Raw genomic sequence first — 22,221 nt, 5'->3', positions numbered from 1 at the left:
TCAAACCGCTTCATCCCGGTATTTAAAGCTGAAGAGGAAAAGAACGGCGATCGCCGCCGCGGCAATCGCGGGGATCCACCAGAATGTTGCCCAGTTTTGCGCCGTGCCCTGTCCGGCAATCAGGCGGTTATACAGCGCGCCCGAGATCTGCGAGCCCAGCAGCATGCCAATACCGTAGGTGAACATCACCACCATGCTCTGCGCCTGCCCTTTCACTTTCTCGCCGGCGATGCGGTCGGTGTAAATAAAGCCCACCACAAAAAAGAAGTCGTAACAGACACCGTGCAGCAGAATGCCCATGTAAATCAGTGCGCGGCTTTCATCGTTCATGCCCAAGGCAAACAGCGCGTAGCGCACAAACCACGCCACCATGCCGACCAGCAACATGTATTTGACGCCAAGGCGGCGGAACAGCAGCGGGATCACCAGCATAAAGAAGATTTCCGACATCTGACCAAATGACATCGCGGTACTGACGTTACTCACGCCCGCATCCGCCAGCCAGGACGCGGTGTAGGCGTAATAGGTGCCGAGCGGGATGGAGATCAAGGTGGCGCAGAGAGCAAAGACGAAGAAGTGACGGATTTTCAGCAGCGCAAAGGCATCCGCGCAGAACAGATCGCGCACTTTTAGCGGCATGCCTTTCGCCGGTGCAGGCGTATGCGGCAGCGTCAGACTGTAAATTGCCAACGCCAACGAGCAGATTGCGGCCAGGGTGAAAATCGCGGTACTGGAGGCGATGCCGGTAACACCAATAAAGATGCCCGCCACAATCCAGCCAATGGTGCCGAACACCCGCACCACCGGAAAACTTTTGTCACTGCTGGCCAGGCTGTGAAAGGCAATGTTGTTAGAGAGCGCCAGCGTCGGCATAAAACACAGCGTATAACCAAACAGCAAGCCAATCAGCAGCGCGCCGTTTTCGGCCACCAGCGCGCCCGGGACAAACCATAAAATCACCGCGCCCGCCAGGTTCATCACCGCCATGACTTTCTGCGAAGGAAAGAAGCGGTCAACCAACATGCCCAGCACAAACGGCGACAGAATTGAGGCGATCGGCCCTGCTGAGAAAGCATCACCAATCAGCAATGACATGTTGTGCTGCGTCATCACCAGCCCGAGCGTAACGGACCAGCTTCCCCAAATGAAAAACTGCATGAACATCATTAATGACAAGCGGGGAATCAGCAGACGCTGCTGCCTCGCCGCGATCTCAGAACCTGTAGTTGTCGAAACCATGCTGACCTCGCGCCAAAAAGAAATCGATTACATTCCACTGAGAAACAAAGTAATCGATTACTTTAAGCAGATCCTGGTGACCGATCACAATTCTTTTACAAGTGACCCGAGCATCACCGAGCGGTTTAGGCTGACAGTGATTGCACGCGCAGCCTTGCTGATTTGCACTATCCTGTGCGGGAGAGATTGTTAATGACGATTCAGGGGAATGGGATGAGCGCCGATAACGAACATGAAAACAGTGCAGAAACGCTACTGCAAAGCGGGCAAGCCTGGAATGGCCAGCATATTGAACACTATCCAGCCGGTAAGCCCGAGATCACGGTGATGAAGATGACCATTCCTGCACATTCCGAGCTGCCGTGGCATACGCATCCTATGCCGAATACCGCGTATATTTTATCGGGATCGCTGACTATCGAAGACAAAGCCAGCGGCGAGACTAAAACGTTTAACGCTGGCGAAGCCTTTAATGAATCCATCGACATTGCCCATCGTGGTTTCACCACGGATCAGCGTGCCGAGCTGATTATTTTCTACGCCGGGGTTGAGGGCATGGAACTCTCTATTCCGCTGCCGGGTGAAGAAGCCGAATATTAATTATTCAGCAGCGCCTGTTTAAACGAATAGATATGCACCCGCGCCGCCTCTTCCGCTAGCTCGGCATTTCCCTGCTCCAGCGCCGCAATGATCGCTTCGTGTTCGGCGATGACTTCGTTCATGTGCGCAGCGCTGGAAAGCGTGGTGGCCCAGAAGCGCTGCGCCTGCGCGTGGATAATGCTGAGAATATCGGCCAGCCGACCGTTGGCGGCGATGTCCGCCAGTACCTGATGAAATTCGCGGTCCAGCAGCATCATCTGTTCGCGATCGCGTGAGGCGCTGGCATTGGCAATGCGCTGATTCATCTCCCGCAGATAGATGATCTGCGCCGCATTGACCCGCTGCGAAGCCAGCCGCAAGCAAAGCGCCTCATTCACCAGACGCACCTCAATTAACTCCAGCGCATCATCAATTGACAGCGGCGACACCATCACGCCCTTGCGCGGGATGATCTGCAACAGCCCTTCCGTCTCCAGTCGATGCACCGCCTGATTCACCGGCGTTCTGCCCATCTCAAGATCATCCATCACCTGCGCGATATTGAGATAGTCGCCCGGTTTGTAGCGCAGCGTGATCAGCCGGTGCTTGAACGCCAGATAGGCGCGCTCGTTAAGCGAAATGCTTTTCGGGGTCGTCGGCGAGCTCACATTTTCAGCCATCACATTACTCATCACGCAAATCCTTATTAGGTAACTGAGACATATTACACAAAAACCTGGCATGAAAATGGCTAGATTGAAATCACAGTGAAATTTCACACGCATTTCTCACCTGGAGATCGATCCCATGCAATTACGGTTTACAACAGATTACGCCGATGCGGCAGTACTGGATGTTGAGATTAATCAACTTGTTATCGCGGGCTGGGTAGGACGCGATCAGGAAGCGGTGCTGCACCATATCAGGGAGCTGGAAGCGCTGGGCGTGCCCGCTCCTGGTGCAGTGCCGCTGTTTTATCGCGTCGCAACCAATCAATTAACTCAGGAAACGCAGCTGGAGGTGGTCGGCGATCAGACGTCCGGTGAAGCTGAACCCTTCGTGTTTTTCCATCGCGGCGAATATTGGGTTTCGCTGATTTCTGATCATACCGATCGTCATCTGGAAACGTTCAGCGTGGCGCTATCTAAACAGGCGTGCATCAAACCGGTGGCCGGTCACGCGTGGCGCATGGCGGACGTCAAAGCGCACTGGGATCAACTGGAGCTGCGCGCCTGGATCAACGTCAACGGTGATTGGGTGACTTATCAGCAAGGCGCCCTCTCCTCGCTGCTGATGCCACTTGATCTGCTAAGCCGCTATTTTGCCGCGGGCCAGGTTGAGGAAGGTTTCGCCATGTCGTGCGGCACGCTCAGCGCCATCGGCGGGATTCGTCCTGCCAGTGAATTCCGTATGGCGCTGCACGATCCGGTGCTGAACCGCACGCTGGAACACACCTACATCACTGGCTCGCTACCGGTTATAGCCTGAGGTTATCTATGACAACGTTATGGCAAGCGAGCCAGCAGCTGCTCGCCGGGCAAATCAGCCCTGAAACCCCGACCCAGGATGCGCTGCGTGCCATTGCAGCGGAAAGCGGAGAAGGCAAACGCGTCTACACCAAGGTATATACCGCTGCTGCGCAGCAGGCCGCACAAGCCGGCGCGCGCTGGCAGCAGCAACAGCCGCGCAGCGCGATTGATGGTCTGCCCATCAGCATTAAAGATCTGTTTGATGTCGCCGGAGAAGTCACCACCGCCGGCTCCCGCTTGCTCAGTAGCGCCAGCCCAGCCACGGCGAACGCCAGCATGGTGGATCGGCTGCAGCAGGCCGGTGCCGTCATCGTTGGCAAAACCAATATGAGCGAGTTCGCCTTCACTGGCCTCGGCGTCAATCCGCATTACGGCACACCTGCCAATCCGTGGCAGCGCGCGCAGCAGCGCATTCCGGGCGGTTCCTCTTCCGGTGCGGCAGTCGCGGTGAGCGACGGCATGTGTCTGGCGGCGGTTGGCACCGATACCGGCGGTTCGGTGCGCATTCCGGCGGCGCTGTGCGGCTTAACCGGCTTCAAACCGAGCGCCAGCCGCATCGATCAACGCGGAACGCTGCCGCTGGCGGCATCGCTCGACAGCATCGGTGTGATCGCTCACGACGTGCGCAGCTGCTGGTTGCTCGATAGCGTGATCGCCGATCGGCCCCTCACAATCGATGAGCGGAATCTGTCAGAAGCGCATTTCGTTATCCCGCAGACGCGCGTGCTGGCTGGCCTTGACGAACACGTCAGCGCCGCCTGGCTGCATGCGCTTGATGTGCTGCGCGCGCAGGGCGTGAAAATCACCGAGCTGCCGCTGCAAGAGCTGGCAGAACTGGACTCCATTAACGCGCGTGGCGGCATTACCGCGTGGGAAGCCTGGCAATGGCATCAGCATTACGCCCAATCCCAGCCAGAAGCCTACGATCCGCAGGTTCTGACGCGCATTAATCGCGGCAGCTTACTGAACGAAGAGGATGCCGCCGAACTTTACCAACTGCGCGCCGACTGGAAACAACGCGTCGAGCAGGCGGTTGCGCCCTTCGACGGCATCCTGATGCCGACGGTGCCGTTGATCGCGCCGACGCTGACTGAGCTCGACGATCCCGCGCGCTACATGCAGGTCAACCTGCTGATGCTGCGCAACACCAGCGTGATCAACATGCTGGATGGCTGTTCGATTTCTCTGCCTTGTCATCAGCCCGGCGCTGCGCCGGTTGGCCTGATGCTCTCTTCCACCCATGGCAACGATGCTGCGTTACTCAGCTGGGCTGCCGCGATTGAAACCACCCTGAAACGGAGTAGCTGATCATGACTCAACCCCACGGCATGCTGTTTGTCGCCACCAATATCGATGCTGCAGATGAAGCGGATTTCAACCAATGGTACGACCACGAACACGTTGAAGAGCGCGTGGCCATCAGCGGCTTTCTTAGCGGCACGCGTTATCAGGCGGTGGATGCCGAACGCAAATACCTCGGCCTGTATGAAACCGTATCGCTGGAAGCCTTCACCAGCGCGGATTATCACGCCGCCTTCACGCGCCAGACCGAATGGTCGGTGAAGAACCTCAGCAAAATGGTCAATCCGATGCGCCGCGTCTGCGCCATATCGCATCAGCATGGACAAGGCACCGGTAGCCATCTGGCGGTGCTGACCTTAAAAGCGGGTACAGATGTTGCATCGCTGGGCAGCTGGCAAAGCAGCGTGCAGCAAACGCCCGGCTATATCGCCTCACGTTTGCTGACGCCTGACACCACGCTGAGCTCGCCGCTGCCACGGGAAACCAGCGCAACGCGACCAATGCATCCGATGCTGCTGCTGACCTGCCGCGACGCCCAGGTGTGTAAAACCCTCGCCGCCGATGCCGCGCAGGCACTCAACGCGGACGTACAGCTCTACTCCCTCAGCTGGCAGTTAACCCAACAGGAGATGGCTCATGGCTAATACCGATTCAACGTTGCCGCACGCGTCAGGCGCGCGCGCCAGCCACAGCAAAACCGGTCGCCTCGCGGCGGCTAGCTCCATCGGTACCGCGCTGGAGTGGTATGACTTCACGGTCTACAACATCATGGCGGCGCTGGTGTTTAACCACGTCTTTTTCCCCAGCTTTGATCCGCTGGTCGGTACCATTCTGGCGTTTTCCACCTATGCGGTCGGCTACATTTCCCGTCCGGTGGGCGGCTTTATCTTTGGTCATCTCGGCGATGTCGCCGGGCGTAAAGCAGTATTGATCACCACCCTGGTGATTATGGGCGTCACCACCGCACTGATGGGCCTGCTGCCTGGCTATGCGGTGTGGGGCATCTGGAGTCCGGTGCTGTTGGTGGCCTTGCGCTTTATTCAGGGTATTGCATTAGGCGGCGAATGGGCCGGTGCAGTGTTGCTGTCGATGGAGCATGGCGATGCCAACAAGCGTGGCCGTAACGCCTCGTTTGCGCAGGTAGGTCCCTCGTGCGGTACCTTGATTGGCACCGGATTTATTACGCTGGTAACGGTTGCGTTGAGCGGCGAGCAGTTTCAGGAGTGGGGATGGCGCATTCCGTTCCTGCTGAGTCTGCTACTGGTGATGTTTGGCTTATGGCTGCGTCGCGGCGTAGAAGAGACGCCAACCTTTGTCGCGATGCAGCAGGCGGAGAAAACCACGCATACGCCACTGAAAGAGGTGTTTGTTCGCTATCCGCGTGAGCTACTGATCGCTGGCGGTTCACGTATCGGCTCCGACGTGTTGTACGCGTTGGTGGTGGTGTTTACCCTCACCTACGTCACCACCGTGCTGCAACTGCCGCGTCCGCTGGCGTTAATGGCCACTATGCTCGGCGCAATTGGCAATGCGATTACGGTGCCGATGTTTGGTGCGCTCTCCGACAAGCTCGGCCGTCGTCCGGTCTACATTGCCGGTGCGCTGCTGGCAATCGTTTGGTCGTTTGTGTTCTTTGTGCTGCTGGATAGCTCGCAGCCGGTGCTGATTGTGCTGGCGGTCATTGGCGGCTTGCTGATTCATGCGGTGATGTACGGGCCGCAGGCGGCGTTTGTCACCGAGCAGTTCCCCAGCCACGTGCGCTACGCCGGATCGTCACTGGCTTACACGCTGGCAGGAATCATTGGCGGTGGCTTTGCGCCCCTGATCATCACGACCTTGTATAAAGAGATGGGCAGCACGCTGTGGGTATCGCTGTATGTCAGCCTGGCGTTGCTGATCACGCTGTTTGCGCTGTGGAAGGCGAAAGAGACCGCGCATCGCCCGCTTTAATCAGAGAGGTGTTTGGCGAGGGATTGCCAGACTTCAGCAGAGGAGAACAACAAGGCGCGGCACGCGCGACCCTATTAATGCAGTTTTTTCGCCAGGATACGAATGGCTTTCTCGCAGGCGACTTTGGTTTTGCTGTCGGTGGAGCGCAAACTTAGGCGATACAACGCGCCTATGAGTTCCTGAACGGTAAGCGCTTCATCAGGACGCAGGATACGTGTCACTACCCTGCCCACCAATGCGCGAATCTCTTCCGTAATATCTGAATCTTCGTCTTTCACTTGCCCTCCGTCTTTACGCTTCGCTTATTTAGGAAGTATCCGACTCCTAATTAGACAAATTTTAGTCCAGCAGCTTCATAACTAACTTGATGGTTTCTGGTTCATCTTTTACATCGGTGATCTTGCCCACAACGCGCATGCCAAAGGCGATGCAGAGGATCAATCCCGCGGCGGTGTCCACATCCAGATTGGGCGTCACTGAGCCATCTTGCTGGCCCAGTTTGAGCAGCGAGGCGAGAAAGTTTTTATTACGAATGACCGCTTCACTCACCAGTTGCGAAAGATCGTCATCCAGCACCTGCAGCTCTACCGCGCTGCCCACCACTAAACAGCCGGTGCGACCTTCCACCGCCCGCGCGGAATCAAGGTAAAACTGCAGCAGCTCGCCGAGCTTTTCGCGGCCGCGGGTGAACTGTGTCAGACGCTGGCGCAGATCGGCATTGCGCACCGAAAGATAGCGTTCAAACACCAGCAGAAACAAACTGCGCTTATCTTTAAAAGCCTTGTAGATGCTGCCCGCTGTCAACCCCATCGCTTCGCCCAGATCGTTAAGTGAAGCCGCATGAAACCCTTTCTGACGAAAAACAATCATGGCTTTGTCCAGAGCCTGTTCGATATCGAACTCTCTGGGGCGGCCACGTTCTCTGCTTTTCATGTCGGTGGGTTGCGTTTTACTCATACGGATGGCATCAGGGAATGCGGGTTTCCAAAAGTTGACGGAAATGTCTTATCAACGATTACTATATCGCAACCCACCCTTGCCTGTATAGCCGGGCGAACATAATGCCTTACAGAGCAAAGAGTTAGTGAATAACTTTTGGCTATTAACGGTTTTTTTTCTCCACGCTGGCTCACACAATCGCAAATTTATGAGTCAGCTCACAGCTCAGGCAAGCAAAGCGCAAATCCTGTGCCAGGATTAATTCACCCGCTGGCATCAGGCCAGCGAAGGGCAGCACACAGTCACCACGAAATAGGGAGATCAACATGAACGAAGATCGTATTAGCGGCAACTGGAAGCAGTTCAAAGGGAAAGTGAAGGAAAAATGGGGCGACCTGACCGATGATGACATGACCGTGGTTGAAGGAAAACGCGATCAGCTGGTCGGCAAAATCCAGGAACGCTACGGTTATGAAAAAGACCGTGCGGAGAAAGAAGTTAAAGAGTGGGAAGATTCGAATAAGTACCGCTGGTAACGCCGCGCCGTTATGCCGGACAACTTTGTCCGGCATACAGCGATCAGTGCTGTGTTGAGTCATCTGCCGAGACGTTTTTCGCTCTAAAGCTCATCACGTTCTCTTCCGATTGTTCAACCTTGTCGGCTGTGCTGCTGTTCGTCACCAGCTCTAAAGCCAGTCTGGCGATCCGTACCTCTTCCGCCGTCACACCCGCATGTATCATCTTCTCTAATTGCGCGAGCAGCGTGGTACGCGAAACCGGCGCATCCTGGTTAAATAATTCCATCACCGCATCACCAATCGCGATGTCGCATAACTGTTTGTCATTACTGTTTTTCATGGGCTCTCTGTAATCGTCTCAACCAACCCTGGCCGGGGGATCCTGACGTGGCTGAGCATACCCACTGAGAAAAAAACGTCAAATACAAAAAAATGTCGATGCAATCGAAAATGCTTCGACATTGCAGGCTATGCGTTAAACGTCGAGTTTGCGGCCTGTCAGCCACTCCGGGATCGCGGTGTTAGCGGAAGGAATTGTGAAGATAATGGCCTGAAAAGTATTGGGTCTATGAGGATTCATTAATATTTATTGCGCGATAAATCACGCCGCTACCAATACGTGCACTGATTCCGTAGCGACGCAATTTATTGCGCAACCGCATTAACTCAGCGTCAACGTCCGTTGCGGATGCGTCGCCGGCAGCTTGCTCTCCTTGCGGAAAATCTTCTCGCGCAGCGTGCCTGGCTTGTACGCCGTTTGCGCCAGGCCGCGTTTTTGCAGCACCGGCACCACGTGTTCAACCCACTCATCCCACCAGCCGAGCGTGGTGACCGGCACCACGTTAAAACCATCAACGCCAGCATCAGAAAACTGCTGCACCCGGTCGGCGATCTGTTCTGGCGTACCGGCGAAACGGCCCGGTAGCAGCGCATGTTGAATCAGGTATTCGCGCCAGGTCAGCACGCGGCCTTGCCCATAATCGGCATCGACCGCGATACGGAATTTCGAGCGCATGTGCTGGCTGAACTCCTCGCGCCGGCTCAGTTCGGTCAGCGGCGTATCGGGATCGATATTCGCCAGATCGATGCCCGAACCGCCGCTGTAGAAGCCCTGCAATGCATTGATATCAATGTTATCGAACAGATATTGCTGCTTACGCTTCGCCTCTTCCTCGGTCGATCCAATCACGGTGGAAAGCATCACCAGCTTCTTCAAATCCTCCGGCTGGCGACCGTAATCGACCACATCCTGATTAAGGATGGCGATATCTTTGCGCGCGGTGTCTGGCGTTTGCGATGGCAGGAACGTCACTTCGGCGTTACGCGCGGCAAAGCGGCGTCCGGCATCCGAGTTGCCGGCCTGGAAGAACACCGGGCTGCGCTGCGGTGACGGCTCAACAATGTGCGGCCCTTCCACCCGATAGCGCTTACCGACGTGGTTGATTTTGTGGATCTTGTCAGCATCGAAAAAGCGGTTAGTAGCGGGATCGTGCAGCACTGCGCCCTCTTCCCACGACAGTTCCCACAGCTTATATGCCACATCGAGATACTCCTGCGCCCATTCGTAGCGCTCATCGTGCGGCACAATGTCCTGATAACCGTAGTTGCGGAAGCCGTTGGAGAGATACGAAGTCACGATATTCCAGCCGATGCGACCGCGGGTAAATTCATCCAGCGAGGAGATTTGGCGCGCAAACGAGAACGGATGAGTCTGAATCACGTTGCTGGTCACCACCAGACCGAGATTTTCAGTCGCTAAACCCAGCGCCGAAAGAATGGTGATCGGATCGGGCTCGGGGAACTGGGTGCCGGCGCGCATGGTGGTTTTGCCGTCGCCATATTCGATGTCATACACGCCCACTACATCGGCGATGAACAAGGTATCAAACAGCCCTTTTTCCAGGGTTTCACCGTCTGCACATAGGCTTCAAGCTGGTTGTAGTTGTACTGCACCTGACCTTCCGGCGTGCGCCAGTAACCGTGGCTGTGATGATTCGGCGTGAGATGCAAAAATCCGTTATAAATCAGTTCGCGTGACATGTTCGCTCCAGTAGCAAAGTTAGGCAGTTTCCAGCGCGGCCAGGCGTGGCAGCGAGGCAAGTAATGTCTGGGTATAGGGATGGCGCGGGCGGTAGAACACCTCATCGGCGGCGCCCTGCTCGACCGCCTGGCCGTTCTGCATCACCAGCACGCGATCGCTCATGTGATGGATCACGCCAAGATCGTGCGAGATAAACAGATAGCTGACGCCGAGCTGCGCCTGCAGATCGCTGAGCAGATCGAGAATCTGCGCCTGAATGGTGACGTCCAGCGCCGAGACCGCTTCGTCGAGCACAATCACTTTGGGATGGGTCGCAATCGCGCGGGCAATCGCCACACGCTGCCTCTGGCCGCCCGACATGCGCGCCGGCCATTGGTTGAGATGCTCCGCGCCGAGCCCAACCGCTTGCAGCAGGCTAATCGCCCGCTCGCGCGGCGTTTGCGTCGGCGCATGCCGATCGAGTGCAATCGCATCCAGCAGGATGTCGGCCACGCGCCAGCGCGGATCGAACGAAGAGAGCGGATCCTGATATACCACGGCAATCTGGCGACGAATGGCACGCTGATCGGCGGCGGACGCATGGCTCCACGGCTGGCCGGCAAACAGCACCTCGCCGCTGTCCGGTGATTCCAGCGCCAGCGCGATGCGCGACAAGGTGGTTTTACCGGAACCCGACTCGCCGACAATTCCCAGCGTCTCGCCGCGCTTCAGGGTAAAGGAAACGTCATCGACGGCGCGGTGCCCGCGAAAACGCTTCATGATATGCCGCGCTTCCAGCAGCACTTCATCCGAGGGCGTTACAGTTGGGATTGGCACGCTGGGTGCGCTGCCGGAAAGGCGTTGTCCTTTGGTGTGTTCGCTGGGAATCGCGTTTATCAAACCTTGGGTATACGCATGCTGCGGCTGTTGCAGAACCTGCTGCGCCGAGCCCGCCTCCACAATCGATCCGCCCTGCATCACCAGAATTTGATCGGCGATTTTTGCCACCACCGCCAGATCGTGGCTAATTAAAATCACGCTGGTGCCGCGATCCAGCATCTGGCGCAGCACTTCCAGCACCTGCGCCTGTACCGTGACATCCAGCGCGGTGGTGGGCTCATCGGCGATCAGCACATCCGGATGCAGCGCAATCGCCGAGGCGATCAATGCGCGCTGGCGCAAACCGCCCGACAGCTCTCCCGGCCGCTGGCTGGCGCGATAAGCCGCCTGCGGCACGCCGACCTCTTCCAGCAAGGCCTGTACTTTCTGCTGGCGGCTGGCGGCGTTGCCCCAGCCATGCAGCGCCAGCGCTTCGGCGATCTCTTTGCCCACCGGGCGCAGCGGATCCAGCGACACCAGCGCGTCCTGCAAAATGAAACCCACTTTGCTGCCGCGCACTTTGCGCCACCAGCTGTCGCTACGCTGCTGCAGCGTCTCACCGTGCAGGCTCAGCGTGTCAGCCTGCACGTGCAATCCGTCTCCGGCTAATCCCACCAGCGAACGGGCGGTGACGCTTTTTCCCGATCCCGATTCACCCACCAGCGCCAGACATTGCCCGCGTTGCAGCGAGAAGCTGACGTTCTTCACAATATGGCGCGGTTGCCCGCTTTCGCTGCTGGCCCAGATATTCAGACTGCGCACATCAATCACATTGTTGCTCATTAGCGCTTCTCTCCTTCCGCTCGCTGCTGGATGTAGCGGCCAATCTGCGTAAACGACAGCGCCACCAGCACAATGGCAATGCCCGGCAAGACTTCCAGCCACCAGGCGACGGTGACGTTAATTTTTCCGGCTTCAAGCAGCGCGCCCCACTCCGGCGACGGCGGCACCACGCCTAATCCAAGAAACGACAGACCGGATGCCCACACCACCGATTGCCCGATGCCTAACGCCACCAGCGAGAACAGCGGCCGAAACACGTTGGGCGCGATGTGCTGGGTAAACAGCCGCGGCCACGGATGCCCGAGCGCACGCGCCGCTTCGACATAACCGGATTGTTTGACCTGCAATGCCTGGGCACGCACCAATCGCGCATAGCCGGGCGCGGTGCCAATGCCGACCGAGATCAGCAAACTGCTGGCGGAGGGACCCAGCAGCGCGACAAACAGCAGCGCCAGCAGCAAGGTGGGAAACGCCAGCAAGATCTCCAGCAGACGATTAACCGGCTCCGCCAGCCAACGCGGTCCGAGTGCGGCGCTAAAGCCGAGCACCACCGCACCCAACAGCGCAATCACCATCGCGCCGATGCCAATCAGCAGCGACTGACGCGTGCCCCAGATAATGCGGCTATAGAGATCGCGGCCAATGTCATCGGTGCCGAGCCAGTTGGCCCACGAAGGGGCTTGCAGCGCGCGATAGAGATCGGTGCTGAAGGGATCGTGCGTCGCCAGCACACCAGGCGCGATGGCCGCGACAATAAAGAACAGCGCCACAATGGCGGAAAGCAGCACTGAGAGCGGCAATTGCCAGCTCACGCGCGTAATGCGCGGTCCGGCGTAATCCGTGAGATGAGTTGTCATGGGCGACCTCGCAGGCGGGGATCGACGATCAGGTAAATCAGGTCAACCACCAGGTTAATGACGATGTAGAGGAAACTGATGAGAATCACGATGCCGGAGACCAGCGCAAAATCCTTGTTGCTCACCGCATTGACCAGCACATTGCCGAGGCCCGGCCGGGCAAACACCGCTTCCACCAGCACCGCGCCAGAGAGCAAATTGCCAATTGCCCAGCCGCTCAGCGTGATGGCCGGAATCAGGGCGTGGCGTAATACATGGCGCAGCCGCACGCCCGCCAGACTCATGCCGCGCGCCCGCGCCGACAGCACAAACGGCTGCTGCATGCTGCGTTCAAATTCGCCGCGAATGGCGTGACCCATAAAGCCCGCCAGCGGAATCGCCAGCGTGATGGCGGGCAGCACGGTGCCGAGCAGGCTGGTGCCGCCGACCACCGGGAACCAGCGCAAGCCGATGGCGAAGACGATCAGCAGCAGAATGCCAATCCAGTACTGCGGCAATCCGGCCATGATGGTTTCCACTGCCGAACCGAATGCCGCCAGCCGACGGTTACGTCCGGCGGTGAGCAGCGTCCACGGAATGGCAATAATCCACGCCAGCAGCAGCGCGGCAATCGCCAGAGTAAAGGTCGGCAGCAGCTGCTCGGCGATGATGTGCACCACCGGCCGCTGCAACTCAAAGGAGAAACCAAAATCGGCGTGCAGCAGCCGCCAGAAATAGTGCAGATACTGCTCGACAATCGGCTTATCGAAACCGTACTGCGCGTTGATCGGTGCCAGCTCCGCTGGCGTGCGTTCAATCACCTGCCCGGAAGTGATATTCAGCAGGATGGTGGCGCGATCGCCCGGCAGCACCGACAGCACCAAAAACGTCACGGTGATGGTGCCCCACAGCACGAACAGCGCGGAGGCGATGCGCAGTGAAATCCGCCGCAGCAGCGACGCCGTGCGGCTGCGTGTCACGGCAACGCTGGCCACATCGGCGGTGCTGTTTTGCGGCGACGGTGACGTTAATTCACTCATGGCTGCTCCTGCACGAAGTAAGCATCGTTAAAGTTCAGCAATCCGTTGCCCTGATCCTGCCAAAGCCCGCGAATGTTGTTGGCAATGGCAACGTTGTAGGTGAAGTTGTAGCCGCCGATGGCAATCGCCTGATCGTCAAACCACTTTTGCAGCAGGTCGAACTTTTGCTGGCGCCGTTGCGCATTCGGCTCACGCTGCGCATCAAGGATTTGCGCTTCAACTTCGGGATTATTGAAAAAGCTGGTGTTGTTGCCGTTGAACGCGCCGTTAAGCGCATGGTTGTAGACGATGTCGAGGATGTTGGGCGACGGCCAAACCCAGTAACCAAAGCTGATTTCTTTATCTGCCGGACGCGAACGTGCGCCGGCAAAGCCTTCGGTTTGCGTTAGCGGGATCAGATCCAGCTTGATGCCAACGCGTTTGACCTGATCCTGCACCGCCTGCAGCATCAGCGCGCCCTCCTGGTCGATAATCGCCTGAATAAACGGTAAGCGCGCATCCAGCGTTTTGCCGTCTTTGGTGCGATAGCCGGCGGCATCGCGCCCGGTCCAGCCGGCGTCATCCAGCAGCTGGTTGGCTTTGGCGATATTGAGTGAATAGCGATCGTCGACATTGAGATAGAGCGGCGTGCTTTTACTCAGCGAGCCGTTGCCCTCATACGGTATCGCACCTTTGAACACGGTTTTGACGATCTGCTTGCGGTCCAGTGCGTAAGCAAACGCCTGTCGCACCCGCTGATCGGTAAACGGACCGCGCTGCACATTAAAGGAGAACGCCTGCGGCCGTCCGGTGGCGACATAAGAGAGCGTTTGATAGTGACGCTGCAGCGCCTGCCACTGCGCGGACGGCGGCTGATAAATCACATCCGCGCCGCCGCTCACCAGCGCGCCCCAGCGCGTGGTGGCATCCGGCACGAACTTCCACTCCAGATGCTTGATATATGCCGGCCCTTTGTGGTGCGCGTTTGGCGGCGCCCAGCGATAGTCGTCATTGCGCACAAAACTGATGCCATCGCCGCGCACCCAGCGCGCCACTTTCCACGGTCCGGTGCCGACCGGTCGTAAGCACTTCTGCTCGCTGCTGTTATGCGCCAGTGAATCGGGTGATTGAAATCCATAATGACCATTTGCCAGCACGTTATAGATTTCAGGATTCGGCTCAGATAAATGTAGCGCTACGGTATAATCATCGACCTTGGTAAATCCGGTCATATAAGTAAAACCGTGCCAGCCTATGCCTTTTTGCCACGCCGGATAATTCGCAATAACCGCATCGGCATTAAACAGATCGCCATCGGTAAATTTAACGTCGTGGCGTAGATGGAAAGTAATGGTTTTACGATCGGCGGATTCACTCCAGTTGGCAGCCAGCCACGGACGAATTTTTCCGTTGTCATAACTCACCAGATAATCAAAAACCTGACGCGATAAATAAGCTTGCTGCACCCAGCCGCCCCACAAGCATGGCGGCTCCTGCTCGTGCAGATAAACCAGCGTGCCGTCGCTATAATGGGGCGGCACGGTCTGCGCGCTGACGCTAAAGGGCAACGCACCACTTATCGTCGCCCATATCGGTATGAATAAGCGCTGAAGAACCTGATATTTCATTTCTCACTATTTCCCGGTCAAACGCTAATAACAGATTTCGCGTGGATCTATTCCGCTTGAAATTATATTTTCTGGAAATTAATGGGTAATTTTCGGAGTCGCATTTGAATAGAACACAGATATAAAGCGCGGCAAATAACAATAGTGGCAGTCAATATGCAGAAATGAATCATCTGTTCCATATAGTGAAATAAGCTGAGTTTAGTTATTTGGCGAAATAGCTTACGCAGAAAAAGCATTAAATCGCGCCCGATGGCGATGACATAGTAATGAAAATTTCTATGCTGGAGAGAAGCGTCATGTCGCACATCGAATCAGGTTGGGGAGCTGGCCCGTCATCCCGTTATGAACAGCTGGCGGAGCGTTTCCGTCCTGTGTTCAGGAACATACGCGCGGGCGCGATTGAGCGAGAGCTGCAGCGTCAACTGCCGCTGGAACAAATTGCGTGGCTGAAACAGAGCGGTTTCACCGCACTGCGCGTGCCGGAGAGCCATGGCGGACTCGGCGCGACGCTGCCTGAGCTGTTCGCGCTGCTGATTGAGCTCGGCGAGGCGGATTCCAATCTGGTGCAATCGATTCGCGGTCATCTCGGCTTTGTGGAGAACGTGCTGAACAGCGGCAGCAGCCCGTTTCCGGATAAGTGGCTAACGCGCCTTGGACGCGGTGAAATCGTTGGGCCGGCGTGGAGTGAAACCGGCGATGCGCGCCAATCTGAATTCTCCACGCGCATTGCACGCAGCGGCGAATCCTGGCGGCTTAATGGCCGCAAGTTTTACACCACCGGCTCGCTCTATTCTGACTGGATTGATATCGGCATCACCGATGAAAACGGCAAAGGCGTATCGGTGACGGTTTCCCGTACCGCCGAGGGCGTGACGGTGCTCGACGACTGGAACGGTTTCGGCCAAACCCTGACCGCCAGCGGCACGGCGATTTTTGCCAACGTGGCGATCGCCGCCGATGACATCAACGAAGAGATTCATTTCAGGTATTCACCGGCGTTTTATCAGCTGATTCATCTGGCGACGCTGGCTGGCATTGGCCGCGCGCAGAGCGGTGAAGTGGCGCAGCAGGTGGCATCGCGCACCCGCACTTACAGCAACGGCAATGCGCCGCGTGCCGCGCAGGATGCGCAGATTTTGCAAGTGGTTGGACGCCTGCGCGGCGCAGCCTACAGCAGCGGCGCGATTGTGCTGCACGCCGCCAGCGCGGTGCAGCGAGCGTATGACGCCCACTTTAGTGGCGATCAGGAGGTGGAGAACCATGCGGTGGCGATCGCCGAGTTGGAAGTGTCGCAGTCGCTGAATGTGGTGAGCGATCTGCTGCTCAATGCCAGCTCGACGCTGTTTGATGCGCTGGGCGCGTCGGCCACGCTGAAACCGCTGGCGCTGGACCGCTTCTGGCGCAATGTGCGCACGCTTTCCTCGCACAATCCGCGCATCTACAAGGATCGCATCGTCGGTGATTTCGCGGTGAACGGCACGTTGCCACCCGAGCAGTGGCGCATCGGCATAGCGGATAAATCATCCGTTTAGTCGATGGATGATTGCACCCTCCCGTAACGGCGCAATTTATTGCGCATTAAATTGCGCCGCTACGGATTGTGCATGATATTGCCGCCATGAGACACTCTGGCTTATTCCGTCAAAATATCTATTTCACGCCATGAAAACCTTTCTGATTATTGTGCCCGACGGCGGCATGCTGTTTGAAGCGGCAGGTATCGCCGATATCCTGATGCGCGCCAATCAGCATCTGCCGGTTGGCGTCGATCAGCAGCGCTATCGCGTCAGCCTCGCCACTACCCAATCGCATCAGGTGATCCACGGCCAATCCGGCCTCAATCTATTAGCCGATCTCAAGCTGGCCGATCTCGATCCGCGCACTGCGTGGGACACCATCATGATCACCGGACACGGCGACAGCGCGGAAGAAGGCAATATGGTGGTCGATTTCATCAAGCTGGCGGCTCCGCAGGCGCGCCGCGTGGTGTCGGTATGTGGCGGCGCGATGCTGCTGGCGGAATCCGGCTTGCTGGCAGGTCGCCGCGCCACCACGCACTGGCGCTTGCTCGATACCTTGCGATCGCGCTATCCAGCGATTCAGGTGGAAGGCGGTCCGCTGTTTATTCAGGACGGACCGATCTGGACCTCCGGCGGCGTCAGCTCGGGCTTTGACCTGACATTAGCGCTGGTGGAAGAGGATTTCGGCTTTAGCGTGGCGCGTGATATTGCGCAGGACATGGTGATGTATCTGCGCCGTCCCGGCGGACAGATGCAGTTCAGCCGTTTTCATCTGCAAACGCCGAGCGGCATTGGCCCGATCGGTGAACTGCAGCACTGGATCCGCGCCAACCTCGCCGAAGATCTCTCTGTCGAGAAACTGGCGGAGCGCGTCGCCATGAGCCCGCGCAACTTTACCCGCGTGTTCACCCGTGAAACCGGCGCGCCGCCCGCGCGCTATGTGGCCGAAGCGCGCCTCGCCGCCGCGCGTGAACAACTGGAACAAAGCAACGACACGCTGGATCGCATCGCGCAACAGACCGGTTTTGGCAGCAGCATCAATTTACGCCGCAGCTTTGAGCGTCAGCTGCATCTCACGCCGGGCGAATATCGCCAGCGCTTCCACTGTCGGAAATTGGCGTAAAGTGATCCTTTTTTGGCGTTTACGCCATCACACCATCGGCTTAGAGTGACTCCAGCATCTTCGGAAAAGGAGTCAATCATGACTAAGATCGGCATTAACGGCTTTGGCCGTATCGGACGTAACGTTTTTCGTGCAGCGCTGGGCAGCGATGATATTGAAATCGTCGCCATTAACGACCTCACCGACAGTAAAACCCTCGCGCATCTGTTGAAACACGACTCCCTGCTCGGCAGGCTACCGGCGGAAGTGGAAGCCGGTGAAGGCGAATTACGCATTGATGGCAAAGCGGTGCGCGTGTTCAGGGAGCGCGATCCGGCGAATATTCGCTGGCGCGATGTCGGCGTGGATATCGTGATTGAAGCCACCGGCTTCTTCACCGAACGCGACAAAGCCGCAGTGCACATCACCAGCGGTGGCGCGAAACGCGTGATTATCTCCGCGCCGGGCAAGAACGATGACCTGACAATTGTGCTGGGCGTGAACGATCAACGTTACGATCCGCAGCAGCACTTTGTGGTGAGTAACGGCAGCTGCACCACCAACGGCCTAGCGCCAGCGGCGGCGGTGCTGCACCAGGCGTTTGGTATTGAGCACGGTTTAATGAACACCACGCATGCTTATACCAACAGCCAGGTGCTGCACGATCAGCCGGAGAAAGATCTGCGCGGTGCGCGGGCGGCGGCGTTGTCGATTGTGCCTTACTCAAGCGGGGCGGCGAAGGCGTTAGGTCGGGTGATTCCGGAGCTGGAGGGTCGATTGACCGGCTATTCCCTGCGCGTGCCGGTGCCGGTGGTGTCGATTGTGGATTTGACCGTGACGCTGAAACGCGACGTGACCGCAGAAGAGGTGAATGACGCGTTTAAAGCCGCGGCGGCAGGAGGTCCGCTGAAGGGGATTCTTGGATACAGCGACGAGCCGCTGGTATCAAGCGATTATCAGGGCGATGCCCGTTCATCGATTATTGATGGTCTCTCTACGCTGGTGATTGGCGGCAATCTGGTGAAGATCCTTGCCTGGTACGATAACGAATGGGGCTTCTCCAATCGTCTGGTGGATTTAGCGCGGTTGATGGCAAAACGCGGATTGTAAGGTATAACGGTCGCCGTTAATGGCGACCGTTATCCTGGCTACTTCAACCCCATCGCATCCTTCAGGGTAAAGAACAGATCGGTCTGATCGGTCAAGCCCACTACGTTAGCCGCATGCGGGCCGTACGCCGCAATGCGCACCTGCGTACCGGTGTGTTCCTGCGAATCCTCTTCTGAATTGCCGTAGCTGATGGTCATCACCGCGCCATCTTTGGTATTCACCGCCTGCGTCAGACCCGGCGCTTTGGTGCCATTCTCCACGATCTGGCTGCTGTGCGCGTGGTCGGCGGTCACCACCACCAGCGTGTCGCCATGTTCGCGCGCAAAGGCCAGCGCCTGCTGCACCGCTTCATCCAGATCGACGGTTTCACCAATTTGACCGCATGGATTGGCCGCATGATCCTGCTTATCAATTGACGCGCCTTCCACCTGCAGGAAGAAGCCTTTCTCATTAGTGCTTAGCAGATCGATGGCTTTTTTGGTCATCTGCGCCAGCGTCGGTACCGAAGCGGGACGCTCTTTATTCACTTCACAGGTCACCACCGGCTTATCAATGTTGCCGTGATAGCTGGCTTTCGGTCCCTGCCAGCGCACCGGCATATTGCCGTCGGCAAACAGGCCAAGCACCGGTTTACTCTGGTCGGCCTGCTGAATGGCGTTCATGCCATCGAGATTATCAACCCACTGATAACCCAGCGCCTGTGCCTGTTCGCGCAGGGTTTTACCCTGATACTCGCCAGCTTTGGCGGTTTCGCCGAAGGATTTTGCGCCGCCGCCCAGCGTGACGTCCGCACGGGTTTTTAGCATCTGCTCGGTAATCGATCCTTTACCGCCCTGCTCCAGCGCGTTAGTCGGGCACAATTCGCTGGTTTTCTCCGGGCCGTAGCATTTGCGCGAAGTGACGTGGGCGATCAACGCTGCTGGCGTGGCATCCTGCAGTTCAGCAGTGGAAACGTTGCCGGTGGCTTTACCGGCGGCTTTCGCCAGCTCAAGAATCGTGACCTGATCTTTGCCGTTCACGTCGACGCCAATCGCACCGTTATAGGATTTGGTGCCGGTGGCCCACGCGGTGGCCGACGCGGCGGAATCCGTCACGTAATTCGGCTTGTGGGTTTTCTTATCCAGTGAATAGTGCGTGTATTGACCGGTGAGCGGCAACGCATCAAGGCCGGGGAAGAAACCGCCTGCACCCCGCGCCTGATTACGCGCGGCGGTGATTTCCGAATCTCCCATGCCGTCACCAATCAGCAGAATCACGTTTTTCGCGGTGCTATTGCTTAATGACGCTCTTAGCGCTTCGGTCTGGTCGCCAGTGAGACGACGCGCACCGCCGTGCTCGGTGACATCGCCGGTAGCAGCGCGGGAATAGTGTGCATCGTCTGCCACTGCTGATGTCGCGATCAGAGAAGCCAGCAGCGTAACCGTAAAGAGAGGTATCTGTTTCATTTATAAGCATCCTTTTCCATAGATATAACCAAATGTTTCCGCGGACAAGTCTGCGACAGTGCGGTGACATTTTTGTGACAGAGAGGGAATGATTTGATGACAGAATCGCCATGATGAACAGGCTAACGGCAATACGCTCAGAGCTTAAGCGAATAGAACAAAAGGAGAAAATAGCGCTTGACCCTTTTCAGCGATCTCCCTATAGTAGCGCCCCGTTGACCCAGCGCGGTTGACAAAAAAATGTGGTGAGGTGTCCGAGTGGCTGAAGGAGCACGCCTGGAAAGTGTGTATACGGCAACGTATCGGGGGTTCGAATCCCCCTCTCACCGCCACATTCTAAAGAAGAGCCTGAACGAAAGTTCAGGCTTTTTTTTGCCTGTTTTCTGCAAGGGGGATTCAAACCCCCGCAGAGTTTGATAGCTGCGAATACCGGTTGGCTGCGGATTTTGCTAGTCCTGCTCTTTTGGCGATGTAGCTATCGTTTGGTAACTGGCGATAAGCTGCTTCAGGTGCATTTCCGCTTGTGTTAACTGATTCTGTGTAGCGTCATCGTCCGATTGCTGCAACACGCGCAGTTCCTCTTCCAGTGGCACCGTTACGTTGAACGCCTGCGTCATATTGTAGACCGCTGTTTTCAGTTCGCTCACCGTCAGATATTTGCCGCGCTTCTCGTCAAGTCCATTCAGGCGCTGCGACAACGCGTTGAGCTGCTCCATGCCCTGTTGCCATCCCTGCATTTTATCTGCTGGCATTGCTGCCGCGTTAAGCTGCTTGTTCCAGCGTGCGCTCATCGTTTTAACCGCATCCGAATCAGGCCACAACAGGCTGGCCTGCATTACCAGCGCATTACCGAGCTGCAGATTCCAGTCCGGCGATACGTTTTGTAGCCGGTTCAATTGCTGCTGCGTTTGCTCCAGCCATGCCGCTTCGTTTAGCCATTCGGCGGGATTCGCTTGCAGCTCAGCCATCATTTCCGGTGTGAGAGGCGCAGGAAGTGGTGATATTGAAGCCAGTAATGCCTGCTGCAACGGAGATTCCTGCTCAGTTTTTTGCACAACCAAATAGCCTGTAGCGGCGATGAGTAACACGCTCAGCAGCGTCGCGCCCACGCCACTGATAAACGCCCGACGGCGCAGCCGCCGCAAATCGGGTGCCGGCGCACCCGGAGATGGAACGTACACCCAGCCACTGACTTCTGCACTTGCTAACGTCAGTGCGGGCTTCTCAATCGGAACGACTTCAGGCAGCTTAGTCACAGCATCAGATGTTGAAACATCGCAGTGTTCCAGCATCACCACCGCACTGCGAATGCGGTCCAGCAGCGGATCAATCTGACTAAGCTGACGCAGTTCAAGACGTTGCAGATGATCGCCAACCTCGCTGAGCAAGCGCGCCGCCTGGCTCAGCGCCGTCAAGTCTGCTTCGGTTATCGTTTGAGTACGCAGGAATTGCTGCAACCGACGACTCAGTCCCGCCAGCAGTTCGATACGTGAATGTGCCGGTTGCGGCCATAACGTCGGCCAATCGCGGGTAATCAATGCTACTAGCACCGCCAGGCCTTCCGTCATACCTGCCGTTCCTGCCGTGTTCGCGCGCGATAGCGTGTACCAGACCGCGCTTTGCAGCTCGACACCGTTTTTTTCGAACAGCGTTAAACAGAGCGTGGAGACGTTCGGCCAATCGACATCCGGACGCGCCGGATGCGTGAGTTTCAGCATTTCCTGGCGCAGCGCGGCATATTCAGCGAACGCGCGTGGATCGCCGCCGGTTTTGACGAAGCGAGGTTGAGATGAAGTCATTGCTGTGTTCCGAAAAGCCCT

General features: G+C 57.2%; 23 protein-coding genes and 1 tRNA gene. 11 read left to right on the top strand and 13 right to left on the bottom strand.

Annotated features, from left to right (window positions below; all coding sequences use genetic code 11):
• On the bottom strand, positions 1 to 1,239 hold the full coding sequence (locus ACFQW4_RS08250; RefSeq protein WP_377724811.1) for an MFS transporter: 1,239 nt from the start codon (positions 1,237 to 1,239) through the stop codon (positions 1 to 3).
• On the opposite strand from ACFQW4_RS08250, the gene ACFQW4_RS08245 reads away from it, so the two are divergent.
• Positions 1,157 to 1,432, top strand: a complete 276-nt coding sequence (locus ACFQW4_RS08245; protein ID WP_377725391.1) for a hypothetical protein — start codon at positions 1,157 to 1,159, stop codon at positions 1,430 to 1,432. The genes ACFQW4_RS08250 and ACFQW4_RS08245 overlap by 83 nt on opposite strands.
• A gap of 20 nt (positions 1,433 to 1,452) precedes the next feature.
• On the top strand, positions 1,453 to 1,839 hold the full coding sequence (locus tag ACFQW4_RS08240; protein ID WP_167391207.1) for a cupin domain-containing protein: 387 nt from the start codon (positions 1,453 to 1,455) through the stop codon (positions 1,837 to 1,839).
• Here the strand turns inward: ACFQW4_RS08240 and ACFQW4_RS08235 are convergent.
• Positions 1,836 to 2,510 (bottom strand): GntR family transcriptional regulator, encoded by a 675-nt coding sequence (locus ACFQW4_RS08235; RefSeq protein WP_110866359.1) that lies wholly within the window; start codon positions 2,508 to 2,510, stop codon positions 1,836 to 1,838. The genes ACFQW4_RS08240 and ACFQW4_RS08235 overlap by 4 nt on opposite strands.
• 115 nt (positions 2,511 to 2,625) lie before the next feature.
• On the opposite strand from ACFQW4_RS08235, the gene ACFQW4_RS08230 reads away from it, so the two are divergent.
• Genes ACFQW4_RS08230 through ACFQW4_RS08215 form a run of 4 tightly spaced genes read left to right on the top strand, consistent with a single transcriptional unit; the run spans position 2,626 to position 6,599 of the window.
• Positions 2,626 to 3,306 (top strand): DUF2848 domain-containing protein, encoded by a 681-nt coding sequence (locus ACFQW4_RS08230; RefSeq protein ID WP_377724808.1) that lies wholly within the window; start codon positions 2,626 to 2,628, stop codon positions 3,304 to 3,306.
• A gap of 8 nt (positions 3,307 to 3,314) precedes the next feature.
• Positions 3,315 to 4,655 (top strand): amidase, encoded by a 1,341-nt coding sequence (locus ACFQW4_RS08225; RefSeq protein WP_377724806.1) that lies wholly within the window; start codon positions 3,315 to 3,317, stop codon positions 4,653 to 4,655.
• 2 nt (positions 4,656 to 4,657) lie between these two features.
• Positions 4,658 to 5,293 (top strand): DUF4286 family protein, encoded by a 636-nt coding sequence (locus ACFQW4_RS08220; protein WP_222182649.1) that lies wholly within the window; start codon positions 4,658 to 4,660, stop codon positions 5,291 to 5,293.
• Positions 5,286 to 6,599: an MFS transporter gene (locus ACFQW4_RS08215; RefSeq protein ID WP_222233300.1), complete on the top strand. Its 1,314-nt coding sequence runs from the start codon at positions 5,286 to 5,288 to the stop codon at positions 6,597 to 6,599. The genes ACFQW4_RS08220 and ACFQW4_RS08215 overlap by 8 nt, the downstream gene beginning before the upstream one ends.
• Before the next feature lie 74 nt (positions 6,600 to 6,673).
• Here ACFQW4_RS08215 and ACFQW4_RS08210 read toward each other — a convergent pair whose 3' ends face one another.
• Positions 6,674 to 6,877: a hypothetical protein gene (locus ACFQW4_RS08210; RefSeq protein ID WP_101764092.1), complete on the bottom strand. Its 204-nt coding sequence runs from the start codon at positions 6,875 to 6,877 to the stop codon at positions 6,674 to 6,676.
• A 61-nt stretch (positions 6,878 to 6,938) separates the two neighbouring features.
• On the bottom strand, positions 6,939 to 7,556 hold the full coding sequence (locus ACFQW4_RS08205) for a TetR/AcrR family transcriptional regulator (protein ID WP_377724803.1): 618 nt from the start codon (positions 7,554 to 7,556) through the stop codon (positions 6,939 to 6,941).
• Between the two features lie 308 nt (positions 7,557 to 7,864).
• On the opposite strand from ACFQW4_RS08205, the gene ACFQW4_RS08200 reads away from it, so the two are divergent.
• Positions 7,865 to 8,074, top strand: coding sequence for a CsbD family protein (locus tag ACFQW4_RS08200; RefSeq protein ID WP_007892931.1), 210 nt, complete (start codon positions 7,865 to 7,867; stop codon positions 8,072 to 8,074).
• A gap of 43 nt (positions 8,075 to 8,117) precedes the next feature.
• On the opposite strand, the gene ACFQW4_RS08195 is transcribed toward ACFQW4_RS08200, so the two are convergent.
• The 7 genes from ACFQW4_RS08195 to ACFQW4_RS08165 all read right to left on the bottom strand — a co-directional run bounded on the left by ACFQW4_RS08195 (position 8,118) and on the right by ACFQW4_RS08165 (position 15,221).
• The gene (locus ACFQW4_RS08195; protein ID WP_101764090.1) at positions 8,118 to 8,396 is read right to left on the bottom strand and encodes a hypothetical protein; all 279 of its coding nucleotides are present in this window, start codon (positions 8,394 to 8,396) and stop codon (positions 8,118 to 8,120) included.
• Between the two features lie 321 nt (positions 8,397 to 8,717).
• Entirely contained in the window at positions 8,718 to 9,935 is a 1,218-nt protein-coding gene (locus ACFQW4_RS08190; protein WP_377724801.1) for an NtaA/DmoA family FMN-dependent monooxygenase, read from the bottom strand.
• Positions 9,917 to 10,096: a hypothetical protein gene (locus ACFQW4_RS08185; RefSeq protein ID WP_377724799.1), complete on the bottom strand. Its 180-nt coding sequence runs from the start codon at positions 10,094 to 10,096 to the stop codon at positions 9,917 to 9,919. The genes ACFQW4_RS08190 and ACFQW4_RS08185 overlap by 19 nt, the downstream gene beginning before the upstream one ends.
• A gap of 19 nt (positions 10,097 to 10,115) precedes the next feature.
• Positions 10,116 to 11,738 carry a dipeptide ABC transporter ATP-binding protein gene (locus tag ACFQW4_RS08180; RefSeq protein WP_377724797.1) on the bottom strand — a complete coding sequence of 541 codons (1,623 nt, stop codon included), beginning with the start codon at positions 11,736 to 11,738 and terminating at the stop codon, positions 10,116 to 10,118.
• Positions 11,738 to 12,595 (bottom strand): ABC transporter permease, encoded by an 858-nt coding sequence (locus ACFQW4_RS08175; protein WP_377724795.1) that lies wholly within the window; start codon positions 12,593 to 12,595, stop codon positions 11,738 to 11,740. The genes ACFQW4_RS08180 and ACFQW4_RS08175 overlap by 1 nt, the downstream gene beginning before the upstream one ends.
• Positions 12,592 to 13,614: an ABC transporter permease gene (locus tag ACFQW4_RS08170; RefSeq protein WP_377724793.1), complete on the bottom strand. Its 1,023-nt coding sequence runs from the start codon at positions 13,612 to 13,614 to the stop codon at positions 12,592 to 12,594. Before ACFQW4_RS08170 ends, ACFQW4_RS08175 begins: the two co-directional genes overlap by 4 nt.
• Complete coding sequence (locus ACFQW4_RS08165) at positions 13,611 to 15,221, bottom strand: ABC transporter substrate-binding protein (RefSeq protein ID WP_377724791.1); 1,611 nt, start codon at positions 15,219 to 15,221, stop codon at positions 13,611 to 13,613. The genes ACFQW4_RS08170 and ACFQW4_RS08165 overlap by 4 nt, the downstream gene beginning before the upstream one ends.
• A 299-nt stretch (positions 15,222 to 15,520) precedes the next feature.
• Between ACFQW4_RS08165 and ACFQW4_RS08160 the strand changes: the two genes are divergently transcribed.
• The 3 genes from ACFQW4_RS08160 to gap all read left to right on the top strand — a co-directional run bounded on the left by ACFQW4_RS08160 (position 15,521) and on the right by gap (position 18,956).
• Positions 15,521 to 16,756, top strand: coding sequence for an acyl-CoA dehydrogenase family protein (locus tag ACFQW4_RS08160; protein WP_377724789.1), 1,236 nt, complete (start codon positions 15,521 to 15,523; stop codon positions 16,754 to 16,756).
• A gap of 130 nt (positions 16,757 to 16,886) precedes the next feature.
• Positions 16,887 to 17,867: a GlxA family transcriptional regulator gene (locus tag ACFQW4_RS08155; RefSeq protein ID WP_377724787.1), complete on the top strand. Its 981-nt coding sequence runs from the start codon at positions 16,887 to 16,889 to the stop codon at positions 17,865 to 17,867.
• A gap of 78 nt (positions 17,868 to 17,945) precedes the next feature.
• The gene (gap, locus tag ACFQW4_RS08150) at positions 17,946 to 18,956 is read left to right on the top strand and encodes a type I glyceraldehyde-3-phosphate dehydrogenase (RefSeq protein ID WP_377724785.1); all 1,011 of its coding nucleotides are present in this window, start codon (positions 17,946 to 17,948) and stop codon (positions 18,954 to 18,956) included.
• A gap of 38 nt (positions 18,957 to 18,994) precedes the next feature.
• On the opposite strand, the gene phoA is transcribed toward gap, so the two are convergent.
• The gene (gene phoA / locus ACFQW4_RS08145; RefSeq protein ID WP_110866367.1) at positions 18,995 to 20,401 is read right to left on the bottom strand and encodes an alkaline phosphatase; all 1,407 of its coding nucleotides are present in this window, start codon (positions 20,399 to 20,401) and stop codon (positions 18,995 to 18,997) included.
• 244 nt (positions 20,402 to 20,645) lie between these two features.
• Here phoA and ACFQW4_RS08140 point away from each other — a divergent pair.
• Positions 20,646 to 20,733, top strand: a tRNA-Ser gene (locus ACFQW4_RS08140).
• A 117-nt stretch (positions 20,734 to 20,850) separates the two neighbouring features.
• Here the strand turns inward: ACFQW4_RS08140 and ACFQW4_RS08135 are convergent.
• Positions 20,851 to 22,200, bottom strand: a complete 1,350-nt coding sequence (locus tag ACFQW4_RS08135; protein ID WP_377724783.1) for a VasL domain-containing protein — start codon at positions 22,198 to 22,200, stop codon at positions 20,851 to 20,853.
• Positions 22,201 to 22,221: the final 21 nt, after the last annotated feature.

This window comes from Pantoea sp. GCM10028869, from assembly GCF_042666835.1.
Taxonomy (GTDB): Bacteria; Pseudomonadota; Gammaproteobacteria; order Enterobacterales; family Enterobacteriaceae; genus Pantoea; species Pantoea leporis.
Note: the sequence above shows the minus strand (reverse complement) of the source record. Positions and strands in the feature narration are given on the sequence as shown.